General features: G+C 40.9%; 23 protein-coding genes and 1 other RNA gene. 7 read left to right on the plus strand and 17 right to left on the minus strand.

From position 1 onward, the window contains the following. Window positions 1-259 precede the first annotated feature (259 nt). From MHB38_RS15945 to MHB38_RS15955, 3 genes are all read right to left on the minus strand, one after another. On the minus strand, window positions 260-673 hold the full coding sequence (locus MHB38_RS15945; RefSeq protein WP_007500241.1) for a disulfide oxidoreductase: 414 nt from the start codon (window positions 671-673) through the stop codon (window positions 260-262). Continuing rightward, window positions 670-1,356, minus strand: coding sequence for a DsbA family protein (locus tag MHB38_RS15950; protein WP_017359241.1), 687 nt, complete (start codon window positions 1,354-1,356; stop codon window positions 670-672). The genes MHB38_RS15945 and MHB38_RS15950 overlap by 4 nt, the downstream gene beginning before the upstream one ends. Window positions 1,357-1,502: 146 nt before the next feature. Further along, window positions 1,503-3,602 (minus strand): heavy metal translocating P-type ATPase, encoded by a 2,100-nt coding sequence (locus tag MHB38_RS15955; RefSeq protein WP_202734220.1) that lies wholly within the window; start codon window positions 3,600-3,602, stop codon window positions 1,503-1,505. 422 nt (window positions 3,603-4,024) lie between these two features. Here MHB38_RS15955 and MHB38_RS15960 point away from each other — a divergent pair, with 422 nt between their 5' ends. The 3 genes from MHB38_RS15960 to MHB38_RS15970 are packed head-to-tail and all read left to right on the plus strand — an operon-like array spanning window position 4,025 to window position 6,592. Further along, window positions 4,025-4,768 (plus strand): metal ABC transporter ATP-binding protein, encoded by a 744-nt coding sequence (locus MHB38_RS15960; protein WP_008347622.1) that lies wholly within the window; start codon window positions 4,025-4,027, stop codon window positions 4,766-4,768. After that, window positions 4,768-5,640, plus strand: coding sequence for a metal ABC transporter permease (locus tag MHB38_RS15965; protein WP_007500236.1), 873 nt, complete (start codon window positions 4,768-4,770; stop codon window positions 5,638-5,640). The genes MHB38_RS15960 and MHB38_RS15965 overlap by 1 nt, the downstream gene beginning before the upstream one ends. A 13-nt stretch (window positions 5,641-5,653) precedes the next feature. Further along, complete coding sequence (locus MHB38_RS15970) at window positions 5,654-6,592, plus strand: metal ABC transporter substrate-binding protein (protein WP_008347626.1); 939 nt, start codon at window positions 5,654-5,656, stop codon at window positions 6,590-6,592. Window positions 6,593-6,630: 38 nt separating this feature from the next. On the opposite strand, the gene MHB38_RS15975 is transcribed toward MHB38_RS15970, so the two are convergent. Continuing rightward, window positions 6,631-7,179: a hypothetical protein gene (locus MHB38_RS15975; RefSeq protein WP_017359239.1), complete on the minus strand. Its 549-nt coding sequence runs from the start codon at window positions 7,177-7,179 to the stop codon at window positions 6,631-6,633. 88 nt (window positions 7,180-7,267) lie between these two features. Between MHB38_RS15975 and MHB38_RS15980 the strand changes: the two genes are divergently transcribed. Further along, window positions 7,268-7,876: a TetR/AcrR family transcriptional regulator gene (locus tag MHB38_RS15980; RefSeq protein WP_025207976.1), complete on the plus strand. Its 609-nt coding sequence runs from the start codon at window positions 7,268-7,270 to the stop codon at window positions 7,874-7,876. Window positions 7,877-7,890: 14 nt separating this feature from the next. On the opposite strand, the gene MHB38_RS15985 is transcribed toward MHB38_RS15980, so the two are convergent. The 10 genes from MHB38_RS15985 to MHB38_RS16030 form a co-directional block, all read right to left on the minus strand. Next, window positions 7,891-8,823: a response regulator gene (locus tag MHB38_RS15985; protein WP_048002947.1), complete on the minus strand. Its 933-nt coding sequence runs from the start codon at window positions 8,821-8,823 to the stop codon at window positions 7,891-7,893. After that, on the minus strand, window positions 8,820-10,136 hold the full coding sequence (locus MHB38_RS15990) for an ATP-binding protein (protein ID WP_060832649.1): 1,317 nt from the start codon (window positions 10,134-10,136) through the stop codon (window positions 8,820-8,822). Before MHB38_RS15990 ends, MHB38_RS15985 begins: the two co-directional genes overlap by 4 nt. Window positions 10,137-10,253: 117 nt before the next feature. Beyond that, window positions 10,254-11,699 (minus strand): aspartate ammonia-lyase, encoded by a 1,446-nt coding sequence (gene aspA / locus MHB38_RS15995; RefSeq protein WP_007500224.1) that lies wholly within the window; start codon window positions 11,697-11,699, stop codon window positions 10,254-10,256. Between the two features lie 16 nt (window positions 11,700-11,715). After that, entirely contained in the window at window positions 11,716-12,993 is a 1,278-nt protein-coding gene (locus MHB38_RS16000) for a cation:dicarboxylate symporter family transporter (RefSeq protein WP_007500222.1), read from the minus strand. Between the two features lie 328 nt (window positions 12,994-13,321). Further along, window positions 13,322-13,447, minus strand: a complete 126-nt coding sequence (locus tag MHB38_RS16005) for a hypothetical protein (RefSeq protein WP_265784893.1) — start codon at window positions 13,445-13,447, stop codon at window positions 13,322-13,324. Further along, entirely contained in the window at window positions 13,444-15,879 is a 2,436-nt protein-coding gene (locus tag MHB38_RS16010) for a heavy metal translocating P-type ATPase (protein WP_050826613.1), read from the minus strand. Before MHB38_RS16010 ends, MHB38_RS16005 begins: the two co-directional genes overlap by 4 nt. Before the next feature lie 84 nt (window positions 15,880-15,963). Next, window positions 15,964-16,170 (minus strand): copper chaperone CopZ, encoded by a 207-nt coding sequence (copZ, locus tag MHB38_RS16015; protein ID WP_008347645.1) that lies wholly within the window; start codon window positions 16,168-16,170, stop codon window positions 15,964-15,966. 83 nt (window positions 16,171-16,253) lie between these two features. Next, window positions 16,254-16,559: a metal-sensing transcriptional repressor gene (locus tag MHB38_RS16020; protein ID WP_008347647.1), complete on the minus strand. Its 306-nt coding sequence runs from the start codon at window positions 16,557-16,559 to the stop codon at window positions 16,254-16,256. A gap of 97 nt (window positions 16,560-16,656) precedes the next feature. Continuing rightward, window positions 16,657-17,112, minus strand: coding sequence for a DUF6376 family protein (locus MHB38_RS16025; RefSeq protein WP_076821121.1), 456 nt, complete (start codon window positions 17,110-17,112; stop codon window positions 16,657-16,659). A 255-nt stretch (window positions 17,113-17,367) separates the two neighbouring features. Beyond that, window positions 17,368-18,966, minus strand: coding sequence for a histidine kinase N-terminal 7TM domain-containing diguanylate cyclase (locus MHB38_RS16030; RefSeq protein WP_035389410.1), 1,599 nt, complete (start codon window positions 18,964-18,966; stop codon window positions 17,368-17,370). Between the two features lie 64 nt (window positions 18,967-19,030). On the opposite strand from MHB38_RS16030, the gene MHB38_RS16035 reads away from it, so the two are divergent. Together MHB38_RS16035 and MHB38_RS16040 are read left to right on the plus strand one after the other, a co-directional pair. Then, window positions 19,031-19,186 carry a hypothetical protein gene (locus tag MHB38_RS16035; RefSeq protein ID WP_017359231.1) on the plus strand — a complete coding sequence of 52 codons (156 nt, stop codon included), beginning with the start codon at window positions 19,031-19,033 and terminating at the stop codon, window positions 19,184-19,186. A gap of 19 nt (window positions 19,187-19,205) precedes the next feature. Next, a complete protein-coding gene (locus MHB38_RS16040; protein ID WP_017359230.1) occupies window positions 19,206-19,451 on the plus strand; it encodes a hypothetical protein in 246 nt (81 codons plus the stop codon). A 102-nt stretch (window positions 19,452-19,553) separates the two neighbouring features. Here the strand turns inward: MHB38_RS16040 and MHB38_RS16045 are convergent, their stop codons facing one another. Next, on the minus strand, window positions 19,554-20,120 hold the full coding sequence (locus tag MHB38_RS16045; RefSeq protein WP_017359229.1) for a hypothetical protein: 567 nt from the start codon (window positions 20,118-20,120) through the stop codon (window positions 19,554-19,556). Between the two features lie 427 nt (window positions 20,121-20,547). Here MHB38_RS16045 and MHB38_RS16050 point away from each other — a divergent pair, with 427 nt between their 5' ends. Then, window positions 20,548-21,384: a hypothetical protein gene (locus MHB38_RS16050; protein WP_048002942.1), complete on the plus strand. Its 837-nt coding sequence runs from the start codon at window positions 20,548-20,550 to the stop codon at window positions 21,382-21,384. 110 nt (window positions 21,385-21,494) lie between these two features. Here MHB38_RS16050 and ssrA read toward each other — a convergent pair. Continuing rightward, window positions 21,495-21,858, minus strand: a transfer-messenger RNA (tmRNA) gene (gene ssrA, locus MHB38_RS16055). Window positions 21,859-22,040: 182 nt separating this feature from the next. After that, a complete protein-coding gene (gene smpB / locus MHB38_RS16060; RefSeq protein ID WP_008347658.1) occupies window positions 22,041-22,511 on the minus strand; it encodes an SsrA-binding protein SmpB in 471 nt (156 codons plus the stop codon). Between the last annotated feature and the right edge of the window lie 7 nt (window positions 22,512-22,518).

Consider the following 22,518-nt stretch of genomic DNA (forward strand, 5'->3'; position numbering starts at 1 on the left):
ATTTTCTTTAAATTTTATCTTTTTGCAAAAATAAAAAATAGCCTGCTTAAAAGCAGGCTCAGATTGTTGACAAAGGGCTAAAATGAACTTGATTTTAGCCCTTTGTTTTTTTCAGCGTGATAGAAAACCTTTGCAGTCTAGGAAGGACGAGTACTGGCGCGGAGCGAATTTGACATTCGTGAGCACCAGCACGCAGGACTGACAAAGAATGCGAGGGTTTGTCTACACGCTGCAGCCTGCTTAAAAGCAGGCTATCTCCTCAATCTTCTTTTGCATTTAAAAGTAGCATACTAATGATGATCAGAATAAATGCAATGAGAGCTAAGAGTGGAATGGTGATAAAACCAAACCAGTTCAGATAATCAACGGAACAAGGAATACCGCTTAGACAAGGGCGAATCGATGCAAAGCCTGGAATCTTTTGTTCCATATAATGATAGATGGAAAAGCAAGCACCAATCCCGGCCAAAGGGAGAACGTAGTACTTCACTTTGACATCGCCACGGAATGTAGCAATTCCAAGTAAAAGCACAAGCGGATACATGAAAATGCGCTGAAACCAGCACATATCACATGGAATAAACTTCTTTACTTCACTTAAATACAGGCTGCTCATCGTCGCCACAATCGAGACGATCCAAGCGCTGTATAAGTAAATCAGTTTATTCTTCATGATTTTTTCCCTTTCAGCTCTTGATCAATTAATTCTTTGATTTCATCATAGTCATAAAAGTTTTGGACTTGTTTATTGTTAATGAAAATAGTTGGTGTTGCATTTACTTTGTATTGATTCACCAGCTGATCATCTGTGTTCAACTGTGGCTGATATGTTTTCTTTGATAGGTTATCTTTCAGCTTGTCCGTATCAATTTTCGTTGTCTTCTTCGCCAATTCGGTGAGCTTTGCTGGCGTTACCCATTCTGCTTCACTATCTGGTTGTGCGTTGTAGACCGCTTCATGAAATGCCCAGAAGTTTTTCGGATCTTCTTTCCACACTTCTTCAGAAGCCAGTGCTGCTAATACCGCACCGTCCCCATGAACAGGCAGTGGTAAATTAATAAATGAGAAGGATACATCGCCATTATCTATGTAGTCTGCTTTCAATTTTGGGAAAATGTCTGTCTCAAATGATTTACATGATGGACATTTGTAGTCCCCAAACTCGACAACTTGCACTTTTGCCTTTTGATCTCCCATGACAGGCTGTCCTTTAATAGACGGCTTACTGTCGACTGTTTGTGCTTCTTGGCTGTTGTTGTTACCGATCACAACGAAAATACCGATGAGAAGAGCTGCAATGATGGTTAATATAACTGCAAACTTGATGGATGAAGATTGATTATTTTTTTTACTCACAAAAGCACCTACCTTATCTTTTTCATTCATTCCTTCACAAAGAAAAAGGATAACAGCTCAGGAAAATGCCATTATCCAACTTCTTCTATTTTAACAAGAGGGGGTCTATTATGAAAGACGCTATTCATGAATTTTTCCTTACAATTTTATTTCATGACCCTCATCGCATTTAAAACAGCCAGTACAGTGACACCAACATCCGAGAAGACGGCTTCCCACATCGTTGCAATACCGAATGCACCAAGTATGAGAAAGACGGCCTTCACCCCAAGAGCAAACGCAATATTCTGCCATACGATGGCTCTCGTTCTTTTAGCGACAGCAATGGCTTCCGCTACCTTTGATGGCTGATCTGTCATAATCACAATATCAGCCGCTTCAACTGCTGCATCCGAACCAAGCCCACCCATGGCAATACCTATATCCGCTCTTGCCAAAACCGGCGTATCGTTTATGCCATCACCAACAAACAATAATTTGTCTTGAGATGCTTTTTTCTGATACATGTCTTCGATTTTGGCGACTTTATCCTGTGGCAATAATTCAGTGTGAACTTCGTCAATGCCGATCTGCTGTGCGACTGCATTTCCTACTTGCGCAGCATCCCCTGTAAGCATCACGGTTTGAATGCCCGCAGCTTTTAGAGAAGATATCGCTTCAACTGCATCGTCTTTTACTTCATCTGCAATCAAGATAGATCCCGCAAACTCACCGTCTATTGCTAAATACACAACCGTTCCGCTTCGTTTTTCTTTTTCAAAAGAAATGCCTTCTCGTTCCATCAGGCGATGGTTACCTGCCAATACATGGGCTCCGCGAATTGTCGCTTTGATCCCATGACCCGCAATATCCTCGTAAGATTCGATCTGGCTCTCATCAAGAGACGCTCCGTAAGCCGCTTTAATCGATTCTGCAATCGGATGCGGAGAATGTGCTTCTGCCAGTGCCGCAAAAGAAAGCAATTCCTCTTCTGACCATTTCTCATTCGCTGCTTCGATATGAGTGACTGTAAAGTTTCCTTTTGTCAAAGTACCTGTTTTATCAAACACCGCATAGCGCACAGAGTTTAAGGCTTCCAAGTAGTTACTGCCTTTCACTAAAATGCCTCGTTTTGATGCGGCACCAATCCCGCCAAAGAAACCTAATGGAATGGATACAACGAGAGCACATGGACACGAAATGACAAGGAAGACAAGTGCCCGGTACACCCAATCAGACAATTGAGCTGATGGGATGAGAAGCGGTGGTACAAAGGCAAGCAATAAAGCTAGCACGACCACAGCAGGTGTATAATATTTAGCGAACTTTGTGATAAAGTTTTCTGTCTGCGCTTTACGGCTGCTTGCATTTTCGACTAAATCTAAAATCTTCGTAACCGCTGACTCACTGAGCTCTTTTTGCACTTCAATTTCAAGAATGCCGTTTTGGTTCACAAATCCAGCAAGCACTTCTTTTCCTGCTTCCACATCTCTTGGAACAGACTCCCCAGTTAGTGCAGAGGTATCCACAAGAGAATAACCGTCTATCACGCGTCCATCCAAAGGAATTTTTTCACCTGGTTTGACAACAATACGGTCACCCGCTTTGACTTCTTCCGGCTTTACCTTTTTTGTTTCTTGCCCCACTTTGAGGTTTGCGTATTCTGGACGGATATTCATTAATTCGCTAATTGATTTTCTAGAGCGGTTCACAGCTGCCCCTTGGAACAGTTCTCCAATTTGGTAAAACAGCATGACTGCCAATGCCTCAGGATACTGCTGAATCACAAAAGCACCAACTGTAGCTATGGTCATTAAGAAGTTCTCATCAAATACTTGACCGCGCACAATATTTTTCAGCGCTTTCAGGACAACATCTCCGCCAACGAGTAAATACGCGGCGAAAAACATGATGAACTTCAGTAAGCCATTGTCAGGTATAAAATAAGCCGCCGTTCCAATGACTGCACCACCAATTAATTTCAGTACAATCGTTTTTAAATTCTTTGTTCCATGATCGTGATCGTGGTGATGTCCTTCTTCTTTTGGTGATACACTCACATGAGGTTCAATGGACTGAACGGTTTTTTCAATACGCTTTGACATCGTTTCTTGTGCATCAGCATGTGTCACAGTTAATGTACCCGTCGCAAAATTAATTGAGCAGGCTTCAACCCCTTCGAGTTTGCTGACACCTGTTTCAATTTTACGTGCACAGTTTCCACAATCGAGACCGCTTAATACGTATTCATCCTTCATCTTTTTCATGTTCTCACCTTTTTCTATATAAGTAGCCTTCCCTGATTCAATCAAACCTATCAGCTGCTGTAGATATTATATATGAGCACATATTCATATATTGAATTACCCTTATTATATGAGGAGTTCTTACAAACTGTCAATCATTTATAAGCAAATGTTTGAGATTTTTCGTATTCAAGGATGTCACGTGAATTTTCAATAATCCATGCTCATGTCCCCTCTTCGTTGCATAACATAAAAACGATCGCTTGATGGGAATATTCAGCATTTCTCTTTACAAAAGAAGGACATACGATTAGAATAAGATAAAAGTTTCCTTAAGGAAACAAATTAGCGTTAGAGAATCATTTCATCCTTTAGTCAAAATTATTAAATGTATGCATATATTTTTAGGAAACGCAATTGATGATCGAAAGGGGCCGCAAGAGATGTCAAACGCTTTAACAATCGACCGCCTGTATGTCTCATACCACGGACAGGATGCACTAGAAAACGTCTCTCTTTCCATACAGGAAGGAACGATGACTGGAATCATTGGTCCAAATGGTGCTGGTAAATCGACTTTATTGAAAGCATGTTTAGATTTAATTGAAAAGGATCAAGGGGATATTCGTTTTTTTGAACAACCCTTTAAACAAGTGAGAAAACAGATCGCCTATGTACCGCAAAGAAATGATCTAGACTGGACGTTTCCTATCCATGTGCTGGATACCGTACTGCTTGGCACATACCCAAAGCTCGGATTGATCAAACGACCGAAAAAAGAAGACCGTGCCTATGCGTACCATTGCTTAGAAAAGGTCGGGATGCAGGACTTTGCCAAAAGACAGATTGGGGAATTATCTGGCGGTCAGCAGCAGCGTGTCTTCCTTGCGCGAGCACTCGCTCAAAACGCACAGCTCTTTTGTTTAGATGAACCATTTGTCGGAATTGATATGGCAAGTGAAGAAACGATGATCGGCATTTTGAAGGAATTACGAGATGAAGGAAAAACCATTCTGGTCGTCCACCATGACTTAAGTAAAGCCGATGATTACTTCAGCCATCTCGTTCTTCTAAATAAAAAGCTGGTCAAAGCAGGGCCTGTACATGATATTCTTCGTCCTGAGGTCATGCTCCAAGCATACGAAACACAACTGCCATTTTTAAAATCAGCAGGAGGAGACGCGTAATGGAATTCTTAACCGGACTTTTTGAATATGCGTTTTTACAAAAAGCGTTATTTACATCCGTTATGGTAGGGATCATCTGCGGCGTCATTGGCTGCTTTATCATTTTACGGGGAATGGCTTTGATGGGAGATGCGATTTCACACGCTGTACTTCCAGGTGTCGCCATCTCTTATATGCTCGGCATTAACTTTTTCTTTGGTGCGGTTCTAACTGGTGTACTGACAGCCATCGGCATCGGATATGTCAGTCAAAACAGCCGCATTAAAAATGATTCTGCCATCGGCATCGTATTCACTGCTTTTTTTTCCATTGGGATCATTTTGATTACATTTTTGAAAAGTTCCAGCGATTTATATCATATCTTGTTTGGAAACGTACTAGCCGTTCGTTCATCTGATATGTGGATCACGCTTGGCATTGGCATTTTCATTTTGCTGGCTGTCATTGTTTTCTACAAAGAACTGCTCATTAGTTCATTTGATCCAGTGATTTCTTCGGTTTACGGTTTACCGAATCGCATGATCCATTATTTCCTCATGACCTTATTGACCTTAGTGACCGTGGCGTCTCTGCAAACTGTAGGTATTATTCTTGTTGTTGCAATGCTTATTACACCAGCTGCCACCGCTTATTTACTGACAGACCGGCTATGGATCATGATTTATTTATCTGCTTTTTTTGGAGCAGTTTCAGCCGTCGTAGGACTTGGGCTCAGCTTTACGTATAACTTATCGTCTGGTGCTTCCATTGTGCTGGTCGCGACCATATTATTCGGCAGTGCCTTTATCTTTTCACCGAAACAAGGGATATTGTGGAGATCCTTAAAATCGAAGCGAAAACGAACACAGTTAAAAAAGGAAGCGTCTATGTAAAAGGAGGACATATATGAAGAAGGTATTAGCAATCCGTTTGACCGCAGTATGTATTGCCCTTTTGGTCATCGCAGGCTGTTCTACTCAGCAAAAGAGTTCCGGAAAAGATGACGGTACATTAAAAGTTGTCACGACCTACTCCATTCTTTATGACATTGTGAAGGAAGTAGGCGGACAGCATGTCTCTATTCACAGCATTGTTCCCATTGGTACAGACCCACATGAATTTGACCCACTACCAAAGGATGTTCAGTATACGACGGATGCAGACCTTGTTCTATCTAATGGCTTGAACCTTGAAACAGGGAATGGCTGGTTTCAAAAACTGCTTGAATCGAGCGGCAAGGACGGAGCTGATGCACCTGTAGCCGAGCTGAGTAAAGGCGTCAAAGTGAAGCATTTGTCTTCAAAAGGGCTTGAAAGCCAGCAGGACCCACACGCATGGCTGAATGTCGAGAATGGGATTCTTTATGCGCAAAATGCCAGAGATGCACTCATTCAAGCAGATCCTGAGCATAAAGAGGATTACGAGAAAAATGCTGAAACCTATATCAAAAAGCTTCAAACGCTTCACAATGAAGCAAAAGATAAGTTTGATCAGCTGCCAAAAGACAAAAAACTCCTTGTCACAAGCGAAGGGGCATTCAAATATTTTGCGGATGCGTATGGACTGAAAGCCGGCTACATTTGGGAGATCAACACAGAAAGTGAAGGAACACCTGGACAAATGAAGCGCATCATTCATTTTGTTAAAGACCATCAAGTTCCTGCCCTTTTTCTTGAAACAAGTGTAGATAAGCGCAGCCTTGAAAGCCTATCTGAGGAAACCGGAGTTCCGATTAAGGGGAAAGTATTTACGGACTCTATTGGCAAAGAAGGTGAAGATGGGGACAGCTACTATAAGATGATGAAATGGAATATTGACACCATTTACAAAGGATTGTCCTCATAGCAAAAAGACAGGTGGAATGAGTCCGCCTGTCTTTTTTGTCAACCTGCTATATTTTCTGGGTGTTTTTTCGGCCAAATGACGTAGCTGATGCTAATGACGAAATCAATGGCTAAGACCATCCCCCACACACTGACAAGCTGCATCAGAGATTCCGTTCGTTCTGGTGCTTGGATGAGATAGGTCAATCCATATAACAGCCCCGCTCCGATGACATAAGAGATGAAATGACGTGTCCAGCCCACCATTTCATACAAAGACCGCTCCTTCCCGTACTTTGGTTTCCCCTTTGGCTTAGGACCACCTGCAAAACGATAAGCAAACCGGGCATCTGCCCATTTCACCATTTGATGTCCAAAGGCCAGACTCACACCAATATAGACAGCCGCAAGCCCGTGAATGACGCTCGCCACAGCCCCTTGCTTTAAATCTATATAAGTAGCCGCAAGAAGGATGAGATCTAAAACCGGCGTACAGACAAGAAAGAAAGCACCCCATTTTTTCTGTTTAAATACATAACGCAGTGTTAAGCCCATAAGAATAAACAGCCAAAAACCAATTTCACATGCCACAATCAATAAACCGACCAATTTCCCCACATCCTTTTTAACACGATTGTATTAAATAAAAAATAACACAACTGTGTTAAAAAAACAATAGCTGTGCTAAAATCAAGGTATGCCAAAAATCGTCGATCACCATAAACAAAAACAAAAGGTCGCTCAAGCTGCTATGAGAGTGATTAAACAAGAGGGATTGGAAAGCGCTTCTGTACGAAAAATAGCCGTTGAAGCTGGCATTTCAGCCGGCTCTATGCGTCATTATTTTTCCACACAGCAAGAATTATTTCTATTCTCCATGAATTTAATTCAGGAAAGAGTGAAGGAGCGAATTGCTAAGCTTCCATTAAACGGTTCAACAGAGGAAAATGTATTCACATTATTGGAGCAGGTTCTTCCACTAGACGAAGAACGAATATTTGAAATGGAGGTGTGGCAGGCTTTTACAGTCAAGGCACTGACTGAACCAGATTTACAGCCGCTCAATGCAAAGATGTATGACGAGCTTTTTCAAACCGTTCAATTTTGCTTAATGAAATTGAAAGAGGATGAGCTACTGCTAGATCATCTCGATCTTTTATTAGAAACTGAGCGGCTTTATGCGGTCATCAATGGGCTTGCATTGAATGGAATCGTACAGCCCCATCGTTTACCGCCTCAGCTCATGCGCTCCGTGCTACAGATGCATCTTCAATCCATCACAAAAAAAGACATGCCCTCCTTATAGAGAGCATGTCTTTTTTAATCTTCCATGAAAATACGTTTCGCCTCGTAATAAAGCACCTGCACAAATTTCTTCACATTGATACGTGTGTGCTCTTCTCTTCCACTTGTCTCTTTTGTGAGTTCACTCATTTTCTTACGCACAATGGTAAAATCGAAAAATTTTGATGCATAGTTTTCAAAGGTTGGGTGAGAAAAATCGGTTAACCCGAGCGAGGCGATGTGTTTCAATGATTGGTTGATCGCACGTCTTACCCGCTGTTCCGCTGCTTTTGCTTCTCTTGCGATGTCTGCTGATGTAAAAGGTTCGTTTAATTTATCCTCTGTGATGCCAGTGAAAATCACTTTTAATGAAGGGAAAGAGTCATGCTGATCGGCATGTAACGCTAAATACTGATCTGTGAAAAGAATCATATCTAGTAAATCCTTAGACCCCTTTTCGCCGACAATCCCAAGCTCCGCGAGCAAAAACTGACCTGCCTCTGCAAGACTTTTCCCCCTCTGCTTCGTTTTCGTCTGTCCGCGCTGCTGGAACTGCATGACCGATTTGAGCGAATGCTGAATATTTTCAATTGAGTGCTCTAAATGCAGACGTTCAATCATGAGGTGGAGCACACTTAAGACCTCTACCCGATTGATCGGCTTTGTCACATAATACTCGACACCGAGCGTATATGCCTGGCCGATGAGTTCCTTTGTTTCTACCTGTGACAGCATTAAATATTTCCCATGAAATTCATCCTTGATCGCTCGAATCGTCTCAAGACCGTCCCTTTCCGGCATCAATAGATCAATACACAAAATATCAATGTGCAAATCATTTAAGTAGCTCGCTGTTACTTCAGCACCATCCTCTGCTTCCCCGGCCACAAAGCCAAGCTCTTCATCTTCAATGAGCTGTGCGAGTGAAGAACGAACGGCTTCATCATCATCGACAATAAAAAATCTCATCTCCCATTTCCCTCTTTTCTGCTGACTTGATCAATTGGTATCGTTAAAGTGAACTTCGTTTGTTGATTTGGGATACTCTTCATTTCAACACTTCCGCCAAGCTTCTCGGCTGTGTCTTTCACATAGGAAAGACCGATGCCGCTTGATGGGTTCCCGGCCTGGTCGTATTTTAAAGTGAAGCCCGGTTTAAAGATCACATGATGGTTACGCTCTTTAATGCCTGGCCCGTTGTCACTGACTTGAAAGATCACATCATTCTCTTTCCGTGAAATGGATAGTGATACCTCTCCATTCACCGGAATGGCTTCAATGGCATTGGATACAATGTTATTTAATAAAGATAGAATGGTATACACATGATAAGCAGGGTGCTGTCCTTCTTCATCATAATGAAAAACGATGTGTTTTTTAAGAGATTCCGCGTAATTTTCATGGATACGGATCACAAGTCCAGCAATATGAGCAGGACTTGCATACTCCTGAAAGTTTTCCTCATGAATCAGTTTTGATAAGGCAGAAAAAATCCGCTGATTATCCTTTTTGATTTCGTGTACCTCACCTGCAATTTGCAGGGCTGTTTTTCCGAGTTTTTTCAAATCTAATGATTCCGTATCCTTTGCATGATGCAGAGATTGATACAATTGATATGAAGTAGCTGTAATGTGCTCAGCATGTGCAAGGGTTTTATAAAAATATGTAGATTCCGTATAAAGATTTGACAGCAGCATCAGCAGGTGTTCCTTTTCCTTCTTCATTTGGCGCTCTCTCGCCTGTTCTTCGTATAATCGAATCATCGTATAACAAGCCAATACGAAAAAGCTTCTGAAAATCGCCAATACAAATAGTTGAAACAGCGTTCTCACTGTTAAAATTTCATCAATGGCTCCCCTGAGTGCAATCATTTCAACTACACTTGCGCATAGTTCCATGATGATCCCTGTCGCCCCAATGAGCCAAGGCTTATCACGGAAACGTCTGACCTGTAATACATAAAAAAGCGTACCATAGACGACGTAATACAGCAGGGAAGGAAATCTTAAAGAAACGGCCTCTTCCAGCGCTAGGTGGCCTGACACAGCGGTATCAAGAAGCACCCGGAATGCAAACACGGATCCCCCCGCAATGATGCCGCTTGCCCATGCCGGGAATTTTTTCATTTGAAGCAGGATAAAGAAAAAGACAACGGTTCCAAAGCTGACACGAAAGCTATCCTCAAATGGATAAAATTTCAGCTCTCCCCCAATCGGAGTCAGAACAATGAGCATGATAATTAAATAAGGCTCTGTATTCAACCATTTTTTCAGTAGATTCAAACGCAGTCACATCCCTAATAATTGACGATAGTATACTATGTGCGCTTCAGAAAAACAAACAGTCCATGAAAAAACGCACACCGGATATTTGTCGGTGTGCGCTTCTCATGATGCCGCTTAATCTTCTAAACGATCCTTTTCTAAAAGTGATGCGCCAGCAATACCTGGTTTCGTCATTTCAAAAGGATTTAAGATGATATCAAGCTCTTCCTCTGATAACACATCATTTTGCAGACAAAGCTCACGTACAGATACGCCTGTAAGTATCGCTTCTCTCGCAATTCGTGCAGCAGCTTCATAACCAATGTGCGGGTTGACCGCCGTCATGACACCAGCACTCTTTTCTACATATTCTTTTAATCTCGATTCATCTGCTTTTAGGTCACGCAAGCAGTTATCGACAAAGGATTCAAATACATTTTTCATCATACTGAGAGACTGTAGTAAGTTGAATATTAAAACTGGCTCCATGACGTTCAGTTCAAGCTGACCAGCCTCTGATGCAAGGCAGATCGTGTGGTCATTTCCGATGACTTGGAATGCCACTTGGTTCATGACCTCAGGCATCACTGGGTTGACTTTCCCTGGCATGATGGATGAACCTGGCTGTCTTGGCGGCAAGTGCAACTCACCAAATCCTGCTCTAGGACCTGAAGCCATCAAACGAATATCGTTTGCCATTTTGGACATATTCATCATACATACTTTCAGTGCAGCTGATACTTCTGTATAAGCATCTGTATTTTGCGTAGCATCGACCAAATCTTCTGCTCCAACTAACGGCAATCCGCTAATGTCAGCTAGATAACCAACTACCTGGCGAATATATTTAGGATCAGCATTCAGTCCTGTTCCAACTGCTGTTGCGCCCATATTGACTTCATATAAATGCTGTCTAGACTGCTTGATTCGTTTAATATCACGAGCAAGAACCTTTGCATATGCACTAAACTCTTGACCAAGTCTGATTGGAACAGCGTCCTGAAGATGCGTACGTCCCATTTTGATGACATGATCGAATTCTTGCGCTTTTTCTGTCATGACTTGATGCATGTTTTCCATCGTATAAAGTAGTTTTTCAATCATATTCAATGTTGAAATATGAATCGCTGTTGGGAAAACGTCGTTTGTTGACTGCGACATGTTCACATGCGTGTTTGGACTTAGCTCAGTATAAGCGCCTTTTTCCTTTCCTAGTAGTTCAAGCGCTCTGTTTGCAATGACTTCATTGGCATTCATATTCATTGAAGTGCCAGCCCCGCCTTGAATTGGATCGACAATAAATTGATTGTTCCATTTTCCTTCAATCACTTCATCTGCGGCTTGAACAATTTTTTCTCCAAGACCAGCATATAGTCGCTTTGTATCCATATTTGCAAGTGCGGCTGCCTTTTTGACAATCCCTAGTGCTTTGATGAGTTCCTCATGAACATGGTAGCCTGTAATTGGAAAGTTCTCTACTGCACGTAATGTCTGAATTCCATAATACGCTTGAGTGTCTACTTCCTTTTCACCTAGAAAGTCTCGTTCGATACGAACTTGCTTGTCCTGTAGCTTCGTCATTTGAAAAGATCTCCTTTTACGCTGCTTTTGTTTGTTGTTTTAATTCCTCAATATACTTCTTCGATTTCTCTTGATCAAACACTTTTTCCCACTTAGACATGACAATGGCTGCAAGTGAGTTACCAAATACGTTAACAGTTGTACGAACCATGTCAAGGATACGGTCGATCCCAACGATGAAGGCAAGTCCTTCAAGCGGAAGTCCCATTGCTCCAAGTGTTGTGATGACAACAACGATCGATGCACCTGGTACACCAGCCATTCCTTTTGATGTGAGCATTAAGATTAATAGTAACGTAATTTGCTCATAGATGGAAAGAGGCATGCCGTACATTTGTGCAACAAATATGGCGGCAATGGATTGATAAATGGCACTTCCATCTAAGTTAAAGGTATAGCCTGTTGGGATAACGAACGACGTGATCGCTTTCGGGCATCCGAACTTCTCCATTTTGTCCATTAATCTAGGCAATACAGCTTCTGAACTTGCTGTTGAGAAGGCAAGAATGATTTCTTCTTTTAACACTCTAAATAGTGTAAAGACGCTTGTTCCAGCTAATTTTGCGATAATGCCAAGTACGACAATCACGAAGAATGCCATTGTGCCGTAAACGACAAGTACCAGTTTACCTAGCGGGAGAAGCGCTCCGACCCCGAATTTGATCACCGTCACACTGATGAGCGCGAATACACCAAATGGTGCAAACTTCATCACTTTATTGGTCACCCAGAACATCGCTTCGAGGATGCCCTCAAAAAATCCTAACACTGGTTTTCCTTTGTCTCCAACTGCTGCAATTCCTAATCCGAATAACACTGTAAAGAAGATTGTTGGTAATAGATCACCTTCTGCAATGGATTGGAACACGTTTGTTGGCACAAGATGCACAATCGTTTCAGAGAAACTAGCTTTTTCGGCAGAAGACTTAGATGTCTCTTCATATTTAGAGATATCGCCTTTCTCCATGTTACTCATATCAATTCCTGTACCAGGATGGAAAACGTTTGCTGCAAGCAGTCCAACTGCTAATGCAATCGTTGTCACAATTTCGAAGTAAAGAATCGTTTTCCCACCGAGTCTTCCGATGGTTTTCATATCGCCTACACCTGCAACGGCTACAATCAATGCAGCAATAACAATTGGAAGAACGATCATTTTAATTAAGTGGATGAATATATCGCCAATCGGCGTTAACACATTAATAACGGTTTCATTTTGATAAAATAGTGCTCCTACGACAACACCCAAAACAAGTGCGATGAGTATTTGAGAAGCTAACCCTAACTTTTTCATACGTGGACCCCCTTTTTTTGATAACGCTTTCTTTGTTGCTTAATCGCATCTTAACGATGAACCTACAAAAAACGACAAAAAGGAACAAAAAGAAGTGAATTTTTTATGAAAAATCTTTTAAAAGGTGGGTTTTTCCACAAAATTGTTAAAAAAATACTTCGCTTATGGCGAAGTCTCAGATTATTGACAAAGGGCTAAAATGAACTTTATTTTAGCCCTTTGTCTTCTTTTCAGTGTGATAGAAAACCTTTGAAGTCTAGAAAGGACGAGCACCGAAGTGCAGGACTGACACCGAATGCGAGGACTTCGCTTCTGATGAAGTCTCATGTTACATATGATCAGCTGGCGGCTCTTGAAGAGGAGAAAGTTCGACATAAACCGCATAGCCTATCAGTACAATGGCTACATAAATCACAGCACTCAACGTCCACACCCATTTGACATTCAGCTTCATTTTGCCACACCCTCTCTGACAGGTTTCAATCGCTGTAATCTTAGTGCGTTCAGCACAACCGATACAGAACTAGAGGCCATTGCCGCTCCTGCAAGCCATGGTGCCAGGAACCCAAATGCGGCGACTGGTATACCAATACAATTGTAAGCAAGTGCCCAAAATAGATTCTGTTTAATGTTTCTCATCGTTTTTCTGCTAAATTCAAGTGCATCTGCAATGGCATGGAGATCTCCTGTCATGAGCGTAATATCTGCCGCTTCCATGGCAACATCTGTACCTGTTCCGACAGCCATCCCGATATTTGCTGTTGCAAGGGCAGGGGCATCATTAATGCCGTCTCCAACCATCGCCACTTTTTTTCCTTGTTTCTGAAGCGCTACAATATGAGCCGCTTTTTCCTCTGGAAGAACTTCAGCGATGACATGATCTATGCCTGCCTCACTCGCAATCGCTTCTGCTGTGCGCTTGTTATCTCCTGTCATCATCACGACGTGAATCCCTTGCTCTTTGAGACGAGCGACCGCTTGAGAAGAAGACGATTTGATTGTATCAGCAACGGCGACAATACCTGCTGGCTCGCCGTCAATGGCAATGAGCATCGCCGTTTTCCCTTGTTCTTCAAGCTCAGTCACAACTGTTTCTAGTGCTTCGCAGCTGATATGATGTTTCTTTAGGAGTTTCCGTGTGCCAATCAAAAGCTCATGTCCGGCAGCTCTTGCTTCAATTCCATGACCAGGATCTGCTTGAAAAGCTTCTACCTCGACCGCTTGGAGACCCCGAGTCTTCATGCCATCTGTAATCGCTCTGGCAAGTGGATGCTCTGACTGCTGTTCTGCCGATCCTGCTAACTGAAGCAGCTTATCTTCTGTCCAATTGGCAGACGCAATCACATCTGTAAGACTCGGCTCCCCTTTTGTCACAGTCCCTGTTTTATCTAGCACTACTGTATCTAGTGATTGGGTTACCTCTAAGTGTTCTCCGCCTTTAAACAAAATCCCTGATTCAGCTGCCCGGCCGCTGCCTGCCATAATAGAGGTCGGTGTAGCAAGACCAAGCGCACAAGGACATGCGATGACGATGACCGCTATAAAGGTTTCAAGTGCAGATGTCACATTCCCTGGGTCAACAAAGAAAAACCAAATCAGAAAAGTGAGTACAGCCAATCCTACAACAATGGGGACAAATATCCCTGAAATTTGATCTGCCATTCTTTGAATTGGTGCTTTTGAGCCTTGCGCTTGTTCGACGACTCGAATGATTTGTGAAAGAGCCGTTTCTTTTCCTACTTTTGTTGCTTTCACTTTCACAAATCCATTTTTATTGATGGTTGCCCCGATGACTGTATCTCCTGTGGTTTTATCAACTGGCAGACTTTCTCCTGTAATCATCGATTCGTCGATCGCTGTTGTTCCTTCGATGATTTCTCCGTCTACCGGGACTTTTTCACCCGGCTTGACGAACACAAAATCATTCACTTTCACTTCAGAAATAGGAACGGTCATTTCTTTCCCATCTCGCTCTATCACAGCTTCTTTCGCTTGTAAGCCCATCAGTTTTTGAATCGCTTCTGATGATCTCCCTTTCGCTCTTGCTTCCATTAACTTTCCGAGCACAATCAACGTAATCAGCACAGCACTCGTTTCATAATAGAGGCCCGCCTCATGTGTACCTTGAACCGCTGACTGAATACTTTCATATAAACTATAGAAAAAAGCAGCTGATGTCCCTAATGCCACAAGGACATCCATATTGGCACTTTTATTTTTCAACGCTTTATAAGCACCTACATAAAAAGGCCAGCCGACAATGAACTGGACGGGCGCTGCTAATGCGAGCTGAACCCATGGATTCATAAACGCTTCTGGCAACCAAATAAACGATGTGAAAGAAAAATGACTGACCATTGCCCAAAGAAGAGGCAATGACAAAATCATCGAGAACAAAAAGCGTGCCGTTTGTTTCTCAATCGCTACTTGGCGATGGTCTTTTTTCCCTTCCTCTGCATGCTCTTCGGCTGGTTCGATTAATGAATACCCAATGGATTTCACAGCCTCTTTTATGTCACTTGGAGATATTTGCCCTGGATGATACGTCACCTGAAGTGTCTCAAGCGCAAAGTTCACTGACCCTTGATCAATACCCTCCATCCGGTTGACTTTTTTCTCAATTCGGTTTGCACAAGCAGCACACGTCATTCCCTCTATATCAAATTCGGCTTGTTCCATCACCACATCATAGCCAAGAGATTGAATTTTTTGTTTTAGATCCTCTGCTGTGAGTTGTTCTGTTTCATACACAATGTGGGATGTTTCAAGCGCTAAGTTCACACTGGCGGCGTCCACACCTTCCAACCTGTTCAAGCCCTTTTCAATGCGGCCTGCACAGGCGGCGCAAGTCATTCCCGTAATTTGAAAATCAATTTCTTTTTTCATTTATCTCACCTCTCCACATACTCCATGGGGGTATTGTTATTTTTAAAAAAATACGTGCTGTCTTATGCAGCACGTATGCTCATTTTATACGACATCATATCCCTGTTCTTCAATGACATCAGAGATCTGGTGTAACGTGATTTGATCTGAGTGAAAGGAAACCTCCACCTGACCCTTATCTAAATGGACTTTCACAGATTCAACACCTGCTAATTCTCCTACATTTCCTTCGACTGCTTTCACACAATGTCCGCAAGACATGCCTTGCACTTGTAGTGTTGCTTGTTCCACTTCTCATCGCCTCCATCAATCATTTTCTATTTTTACTATACCCTAGTAGGGTATCATTGTAAACATAAATGATCCGCTGTTTGCTACGATTTTGTCAACTTCGTGAAGACATTCATCAACTCTTCAATGGCTTCATCCCCATTACCGCTCTTAATGGCATCTGCTACGCAATGATGTGTATGCTTTTCCATTAATTGAAGACTCACTTTTTTTAAAGCTGCATTGACAGCAGAAATTTGATTCACGACATCTATACAGTAACGATCGTTTTCAATCATTTGCTGAATCCCTCGCACTTGACCTTCCACTCGTTTTAAGCGGTTGATTAATTGCTCTTTTTCCTTCTCGGCTCTAGGCGAAGCGATATGTCTTTCTTCTTGTTCTGTCATCTGATCACCTTTTTTCTATCATACTTGTCTTACATTCCATTAAAGCATATCTTCACCTGAAAAGGCAAAGATATGCTGAGATCACCGTTTGTTTATTCTAGTTTGTCAACTGTTCAATATCTTGCAAAAGGTTGACGGATTGCTGAAGCTGCTTCATGAGGCCTTGCTGATCCTCTAAAATAGCTGCAGCATCGAAGTTGTCCATTTTCAATTGCTGTAAATAGGTTTGAATCTCCTCTGACAGTACTTTATTTTTCTCCATGATTTGTGCATGCAGGTCTTTTGCTATTGATGGGGCTGAGAGTTCATTAAATTCTTGAATGTCTGCTTTCAATGATTCAAGCTGCTGCGTCAAATCTGCTCTTTTGGCAGCATCTTGTACAGCTTCTTCCGCAAGCTGTGGAAAATCCTCTGTGAATTGCTGAATATCCATCACATACTCATTTGCTTCTGTGACATATGTCGTTGTATCGTTCACTTGGTCTAGCAGTCCAGAACATCCACTTAACAAAAACGTACCGGTAAATAGAAACGCCATCACATGTTGTTTCAAGATCCATCATCCTTTCATCTGCTATGTTGAAACCCCTCATTTGTCCAGCTCCCAACCACACAGATGCAAAAAGACCTTAAAAAAAGCCAGACCTTTGCCTCAAGTGTGATAGGCAAAGGTCTGGCTAACATGTTCATGCCGGAATGGCCGAGAAACAACGGATGTTTCTGTAATGACGACCAAACCGTAAAAGCTACTCCCCTTTAGGAAACCGTTCAAATGTTATGTTTATCATATCTAAATGAAGGACAACAGTCAATGAGAAGTAGGCGGAAGATCCTGCTTTTGGTACAGCATATAGTCCGAACCAGTTGATGCATAAATCCGATTACGTCCTTGGCGTTTTGACATATACAAGGCTTGATCTGCCTCAAATAGAAGCGTTTCTAATATAGAGGGATCATTCGCTGTATGGGCGACGCCAAAGCTTGCTGTCACTCTTACTTTTTTCTCATCTGTCTGAAAGAAACTCACTTCAAATGAATGTCTCATTTGTTCCGCAATACGACATGCCTCTTCAAATGAATGATGCGGCAGACAAATGGCGAACTCTTCTCCACCATATCGCCCAAATAAATCATCCATCTTCAAATGCTGCTGACAAATGGACACAACATGACGCAACGCCTCGTCTCCAATGTGATGGCCGTGCGTATCATTGATTTGTTTAAAGAAATCAATATCAAATAGCAGTATTGCGGTATCCTGCGCATCCTCTTCCAATAACATCTGCGTTCGTTCAATAAAGGAAGACCGATTGAAGATATTCGTCAAACCATCAATATATGCTCGGCGCTCCAGCTCTTCCTGCAATAGTCGCTGCTCAGTAACATCACTGATCACAATTTGCCTGCCTTCGACTTCGCCTCTTCTATTAAAAAGAGAAGAAGCAGTGAGATGATAATAGAAGGGCTGCTCTTTTTCCCACATTAAATCATACTGTGAATGATCCTGCGGAGAACGCAGCCACTGTATAAACGCCGGCTCTTTGATGATCCCTGAGAATATATCATCGATTTTATAGCCGATTCCCTTTTTAGCGAGCACAGGAATGATCAATGCAGCCGCAGGGTTATAATCAATCAGTGTTCGGTATCGATCCAATAGAAGAACACCTTCTGACATATGTTCAAACACACGCTCCATCGCAATGGGAGAGAGCTTAAAGAGATGAAAAGACATAATCGCCCATAAGTAGAGTGCGTTGGTTAAAAACATCACCACTGGTACTGGGTCAATGTGAAAGGGCGTGACACCTAATAAATAGATAAAAGAGGTGGTGATCGGTAATAATATCCCAACGAGCAAGATCAGAACCTGTTTCAAATAATCTTTCTTTACACGTAAAAACCAAAGCAGCATAAAAATAGCGAGCATGGAACAACCAAATGTATAGACCCCATGAATGATATACCAATAGCCAATGGTAAAATCAGCCAATAAAAACCCGTCTACTGTATTCATCGTGATGCTTCGGTAAAAGAGTGAATGAAAAGAGTTGGTGAACACCAAAATGGTGGTTAAAATTGGAATCAGCAAGAAGAGAAGCACGCGGCGCTTTGTTACATATTGATGGAAACCAGTAAACTGCAGCACAATCATCAGGCTGAACGGTGCAATGAACGGAAGACCTATGTATTGAAAACTAACCCAGAATGTAATTTCTTGAGGGGTGCGCGCCAATAATTCAAATGTATGTCCAAAAATATAAATCGCAGTTGCTCCAGACATATACATAAACAATTGACAGCCAATATACCGATGGCGATTTGCATGAGCAATGATTGATAATATTACGGACAGAATGCCAGAAACACTCATGATCACAATAAAATGTAAAACAATCGAATCCATGTAAACGCCCCAATTTCAGTTATTTAGAACTAGTCTAATCTTACTATATATGAGGACGTCTCAAATGGGAAGATGTGATTTTGATTTGGTTGGCGGTTTTTTGGAAAGCGTTCGTCATTTTACTAGTCGTGGCGCCTTATCTGTTCATTACTTTTTACTTATTTTATGGATAAAGCATATTGTAGCAAGTGAAATATCTGTACAATGTGGAGATGAATGAAAAGGAGGCTTGATAGGAGATGACTTTTTTGATCATCATGGCAGGTTTGTTCATGCTGATTCTTTTAGAGAAGCCATTTCAGAAGAAACGATCTGAGCTGTTATTTTTGATGAGTTATTTGCTGCTGATTGCGGTTTATGTGATTCAGACAACATTTGTGGAGATTATGCCTGATGGGCTTTTGTTGATGATGGCGGTGATTGTGGTTTGTCCTTTGTTTATTCGGTTGGTTCGGTTTTCTTCAAGGAACTTACATGAAAAGTAAGAAGGATGACAGTATGTAGCATCCTTCTTACGTTGTGAACTAAACTCGTTATTCTTAAGACCCTCTGAGCTTTGTAAAGCAGACGTCTTTTTCTTTACTTAATTATGAATTTGATTTATCTTTTTGTTTTTCATTTGATTTATTGTCTTTCATTTTACTCATCTCTTTTTTAGCATTATCCACTTCTTCTAAAGCTTTTTTCATTCTAGAATTCATGAAACTTAAATCATCATCACTGACTTTATCTCGCTTGATTACTTTTAAGATATCTTTGAAAAGTGATTCAAATTTGTCATCCGCTTTCACCAAGTACTCGTTTACTTTTTTATACGTATCAGGAACTTTAACTTCTTTGTCTTTGGCTTCGCTGAGTAATTCTCTCATGCTATCAATCTTTGTCTCAACATCACTAGCCCATTCTTTATCGTAAACCTCGTCTAAAGGAACCAACGATAAAACAAAAGACATAATTCTTTCTTCAAACCGTTTTAGATATCCCTTATACCATGATGCATATTCGCTATCAGTCATTTTTTCTATTTTTTCTTGTTTTGCTGCTGCTTTGTTTGATGAACCGTTTTCTGATTCATTTTTACCGCATGCTGTACCCATCATCAATGTAAATACTAAAAGAAATACTGAAATGATTGTCTTTTTGTTTGTTTTCATTTTTATGAATTACTCCTTATCCTTTGAGACTTTTTCTAATTCGTCAACTACTTTAGCTGTTTCATCATATGCTTTGTAGGGTCTATTCGAACTTTTTTCTTTTAACTAAAATGTCCCCCTGTCATTATCTGGTGATATTTCCCTACAAATTATCATCGGTTAAAAAATAGGTATATTTAGGTATTCTCCCTAACTTTCTAATAAAAAATTCTATAAGAAACAACCTAAGCATCTATCTTCCAGACACTAGATACGACGGCTTCTGAAAGTTTAGAAACAAGCTACATTGCCGAATCGCTTCTTAATTTTTGAATTTCAAGTGTGAAATGAATTACATGAAGTATATTAAAGTATAATAAAGAGGTTAAAAAATGAAGTTAGATAATCTTCTAATAAATAAAGAGTGGACATAAAGGAGAACTTACGAATGACTTTTGATGAATTAATGGAACTTTCAGAAGAAGAATTTATAAATTATGATTTCAAAAGAGAGGTTTTTGATTTAAGAAATTTAATATATGATGAAAAAAACCCTATTGCAAATATTATTCTATATAAAGGTAATATTTATGGTTCCCAATCTGATTGTGATAGATTACCTTTGACCCTCGAAATATACAAACGCTTATGGGGAAATCAATTTGAATTCTGGAATACTAAACAAACAGATTTTGTTGAGGCAAATGGAGAAACAATGAATTCATTTGTAACTCCTTACAAAGCCTTTTATAAGGAGACATATGATTTATCTAATCCTATATTTAAAGATTATGCAAAATTAACACACACAGTAGGTAATTTTATACCTGTATACGCCATCAAAAATAATAAAAATTGGTTTTCTCCTTTTAATAGCAAACGTTATAAATCTACCTATGATTATTGGGATCTAACTTTGAACCATATTAAAGTCATTTTAAATGATTTTATGAATAGTAATGATTCTATTGAGATTTTTTTAGAAAACACAATGAACAATAACACTTTTAAGTATAAAAAATATATTATTGAATCCGCTAAGTGGATTTTAAGTTTTAAAACTTGGCCTAATTTTGTGGAGAAGAATTTTTTGCAGAGCTTTTTAGAAAACCCAAAAGATTTAACCAGTGAACCAAAAGAATTTTGGCGCAATCACTTTAAAGAAACAGTTAGTACCAAAGATGAAAATAATCTGAGTGAATTTTTAACTTTTGTTAATCAAGCTATTCTTGAACGAAGTTCACTTATATATAAACAACTGAAACTAAATTATGAATTCCTATAATATTTGTAACAGCAACATATAGCAAAAGTTCATTGCAACTATAAAATTTCACGTATTTAAAAAGTGTCAAAACCCTTATCTAACATGGGTTTTGACACTTTTTTAAAATCATATGGAGACGGTGGGAGTCGAACCCACGTCCAGAGACATCGATTACTTAAGCGTCTACGAGCGTAGTCAACATATTTACGTGTTCACTCATCCTCATGCCTGCTGACGGGCGCTTGGAGAGCTAGTCTGATGGATCTCTTCTTACGTCCTCAGACGAAAACGTAAGCGTAGCCTACTTCATTGGGCTCCTCACAGACACATAGGCGATGTCAGGAAGAGCTCGCTGCGCTTATTAGGCAGCTAGTGCTAAGTTTTGGTTAAAACTTTTAGTTTTGCCAGTTACATTTAGGTGCGTGTTAACGAGATCGCCTCTCGGCTCGCAGCCTAAGCTCGAACCATCCCTGTCGAATCCGTAACGTCCCCTTGTAAAAGGGATATACGGGATGGAAACGTTCTTTAGCTTAACTGCTTCCGTATATGACTATTATAACAATCTCATCGCTCGAAACAACTGGTGGTTTCTGTAAAAAAAACGACGATGATTGTTTACTGCATAACATATTGTAGCATAATGCTTCCGCTCTCAGCAAGCCATCTGCATGCGTCTAGAATTGCTTTTGACGATCACGGAAAGCTCGCTCGATTTCACGTTTCGCATCTTTTTTCTTCAGATCTTCACGTTTATCATATTTCTTCTTCCCTTTACCGACTCCAATTAGCACTTTGGCAAAGCCATTTTTCAAATAGAGTTTAATGGGAACAAGTGAGTAGCCTTCTTCCTTTGTCGCACCAATCAATTTACTGATTTGTTTGCGGTGGAGCAGCAGCTTTCTCGTTCTGAGCGGATCATGGTTATAACGGTTCCCCTGTTCGTATGGGCTCACGTGCATATTGTGAAGAAACACTTCTCCTCGTTCGATTTTGGCAAAGGAATCTTTTAAATTCACTTTTCCTGCTCGAATGGATTTGATTTCAGTTCCTTGTAATACAAGGCCGGCTTCGTATGTTTCTTCTATAAAATAATCATGGTTGGCTTTTTTGTTTTGGGAAACAACCTTTCCCTCTCCCTTTGGCATTGGCGTA

Source organism: Bacillus sp. FSL K6-3176, assembly GCF_038003325.1.
Taxonomy (GTDB): domain Bacteria; phylum Bacillota; class Bacilli; order Bacillales; family Bacillaceae; genus Bacillus; species Bacillus altitudinis.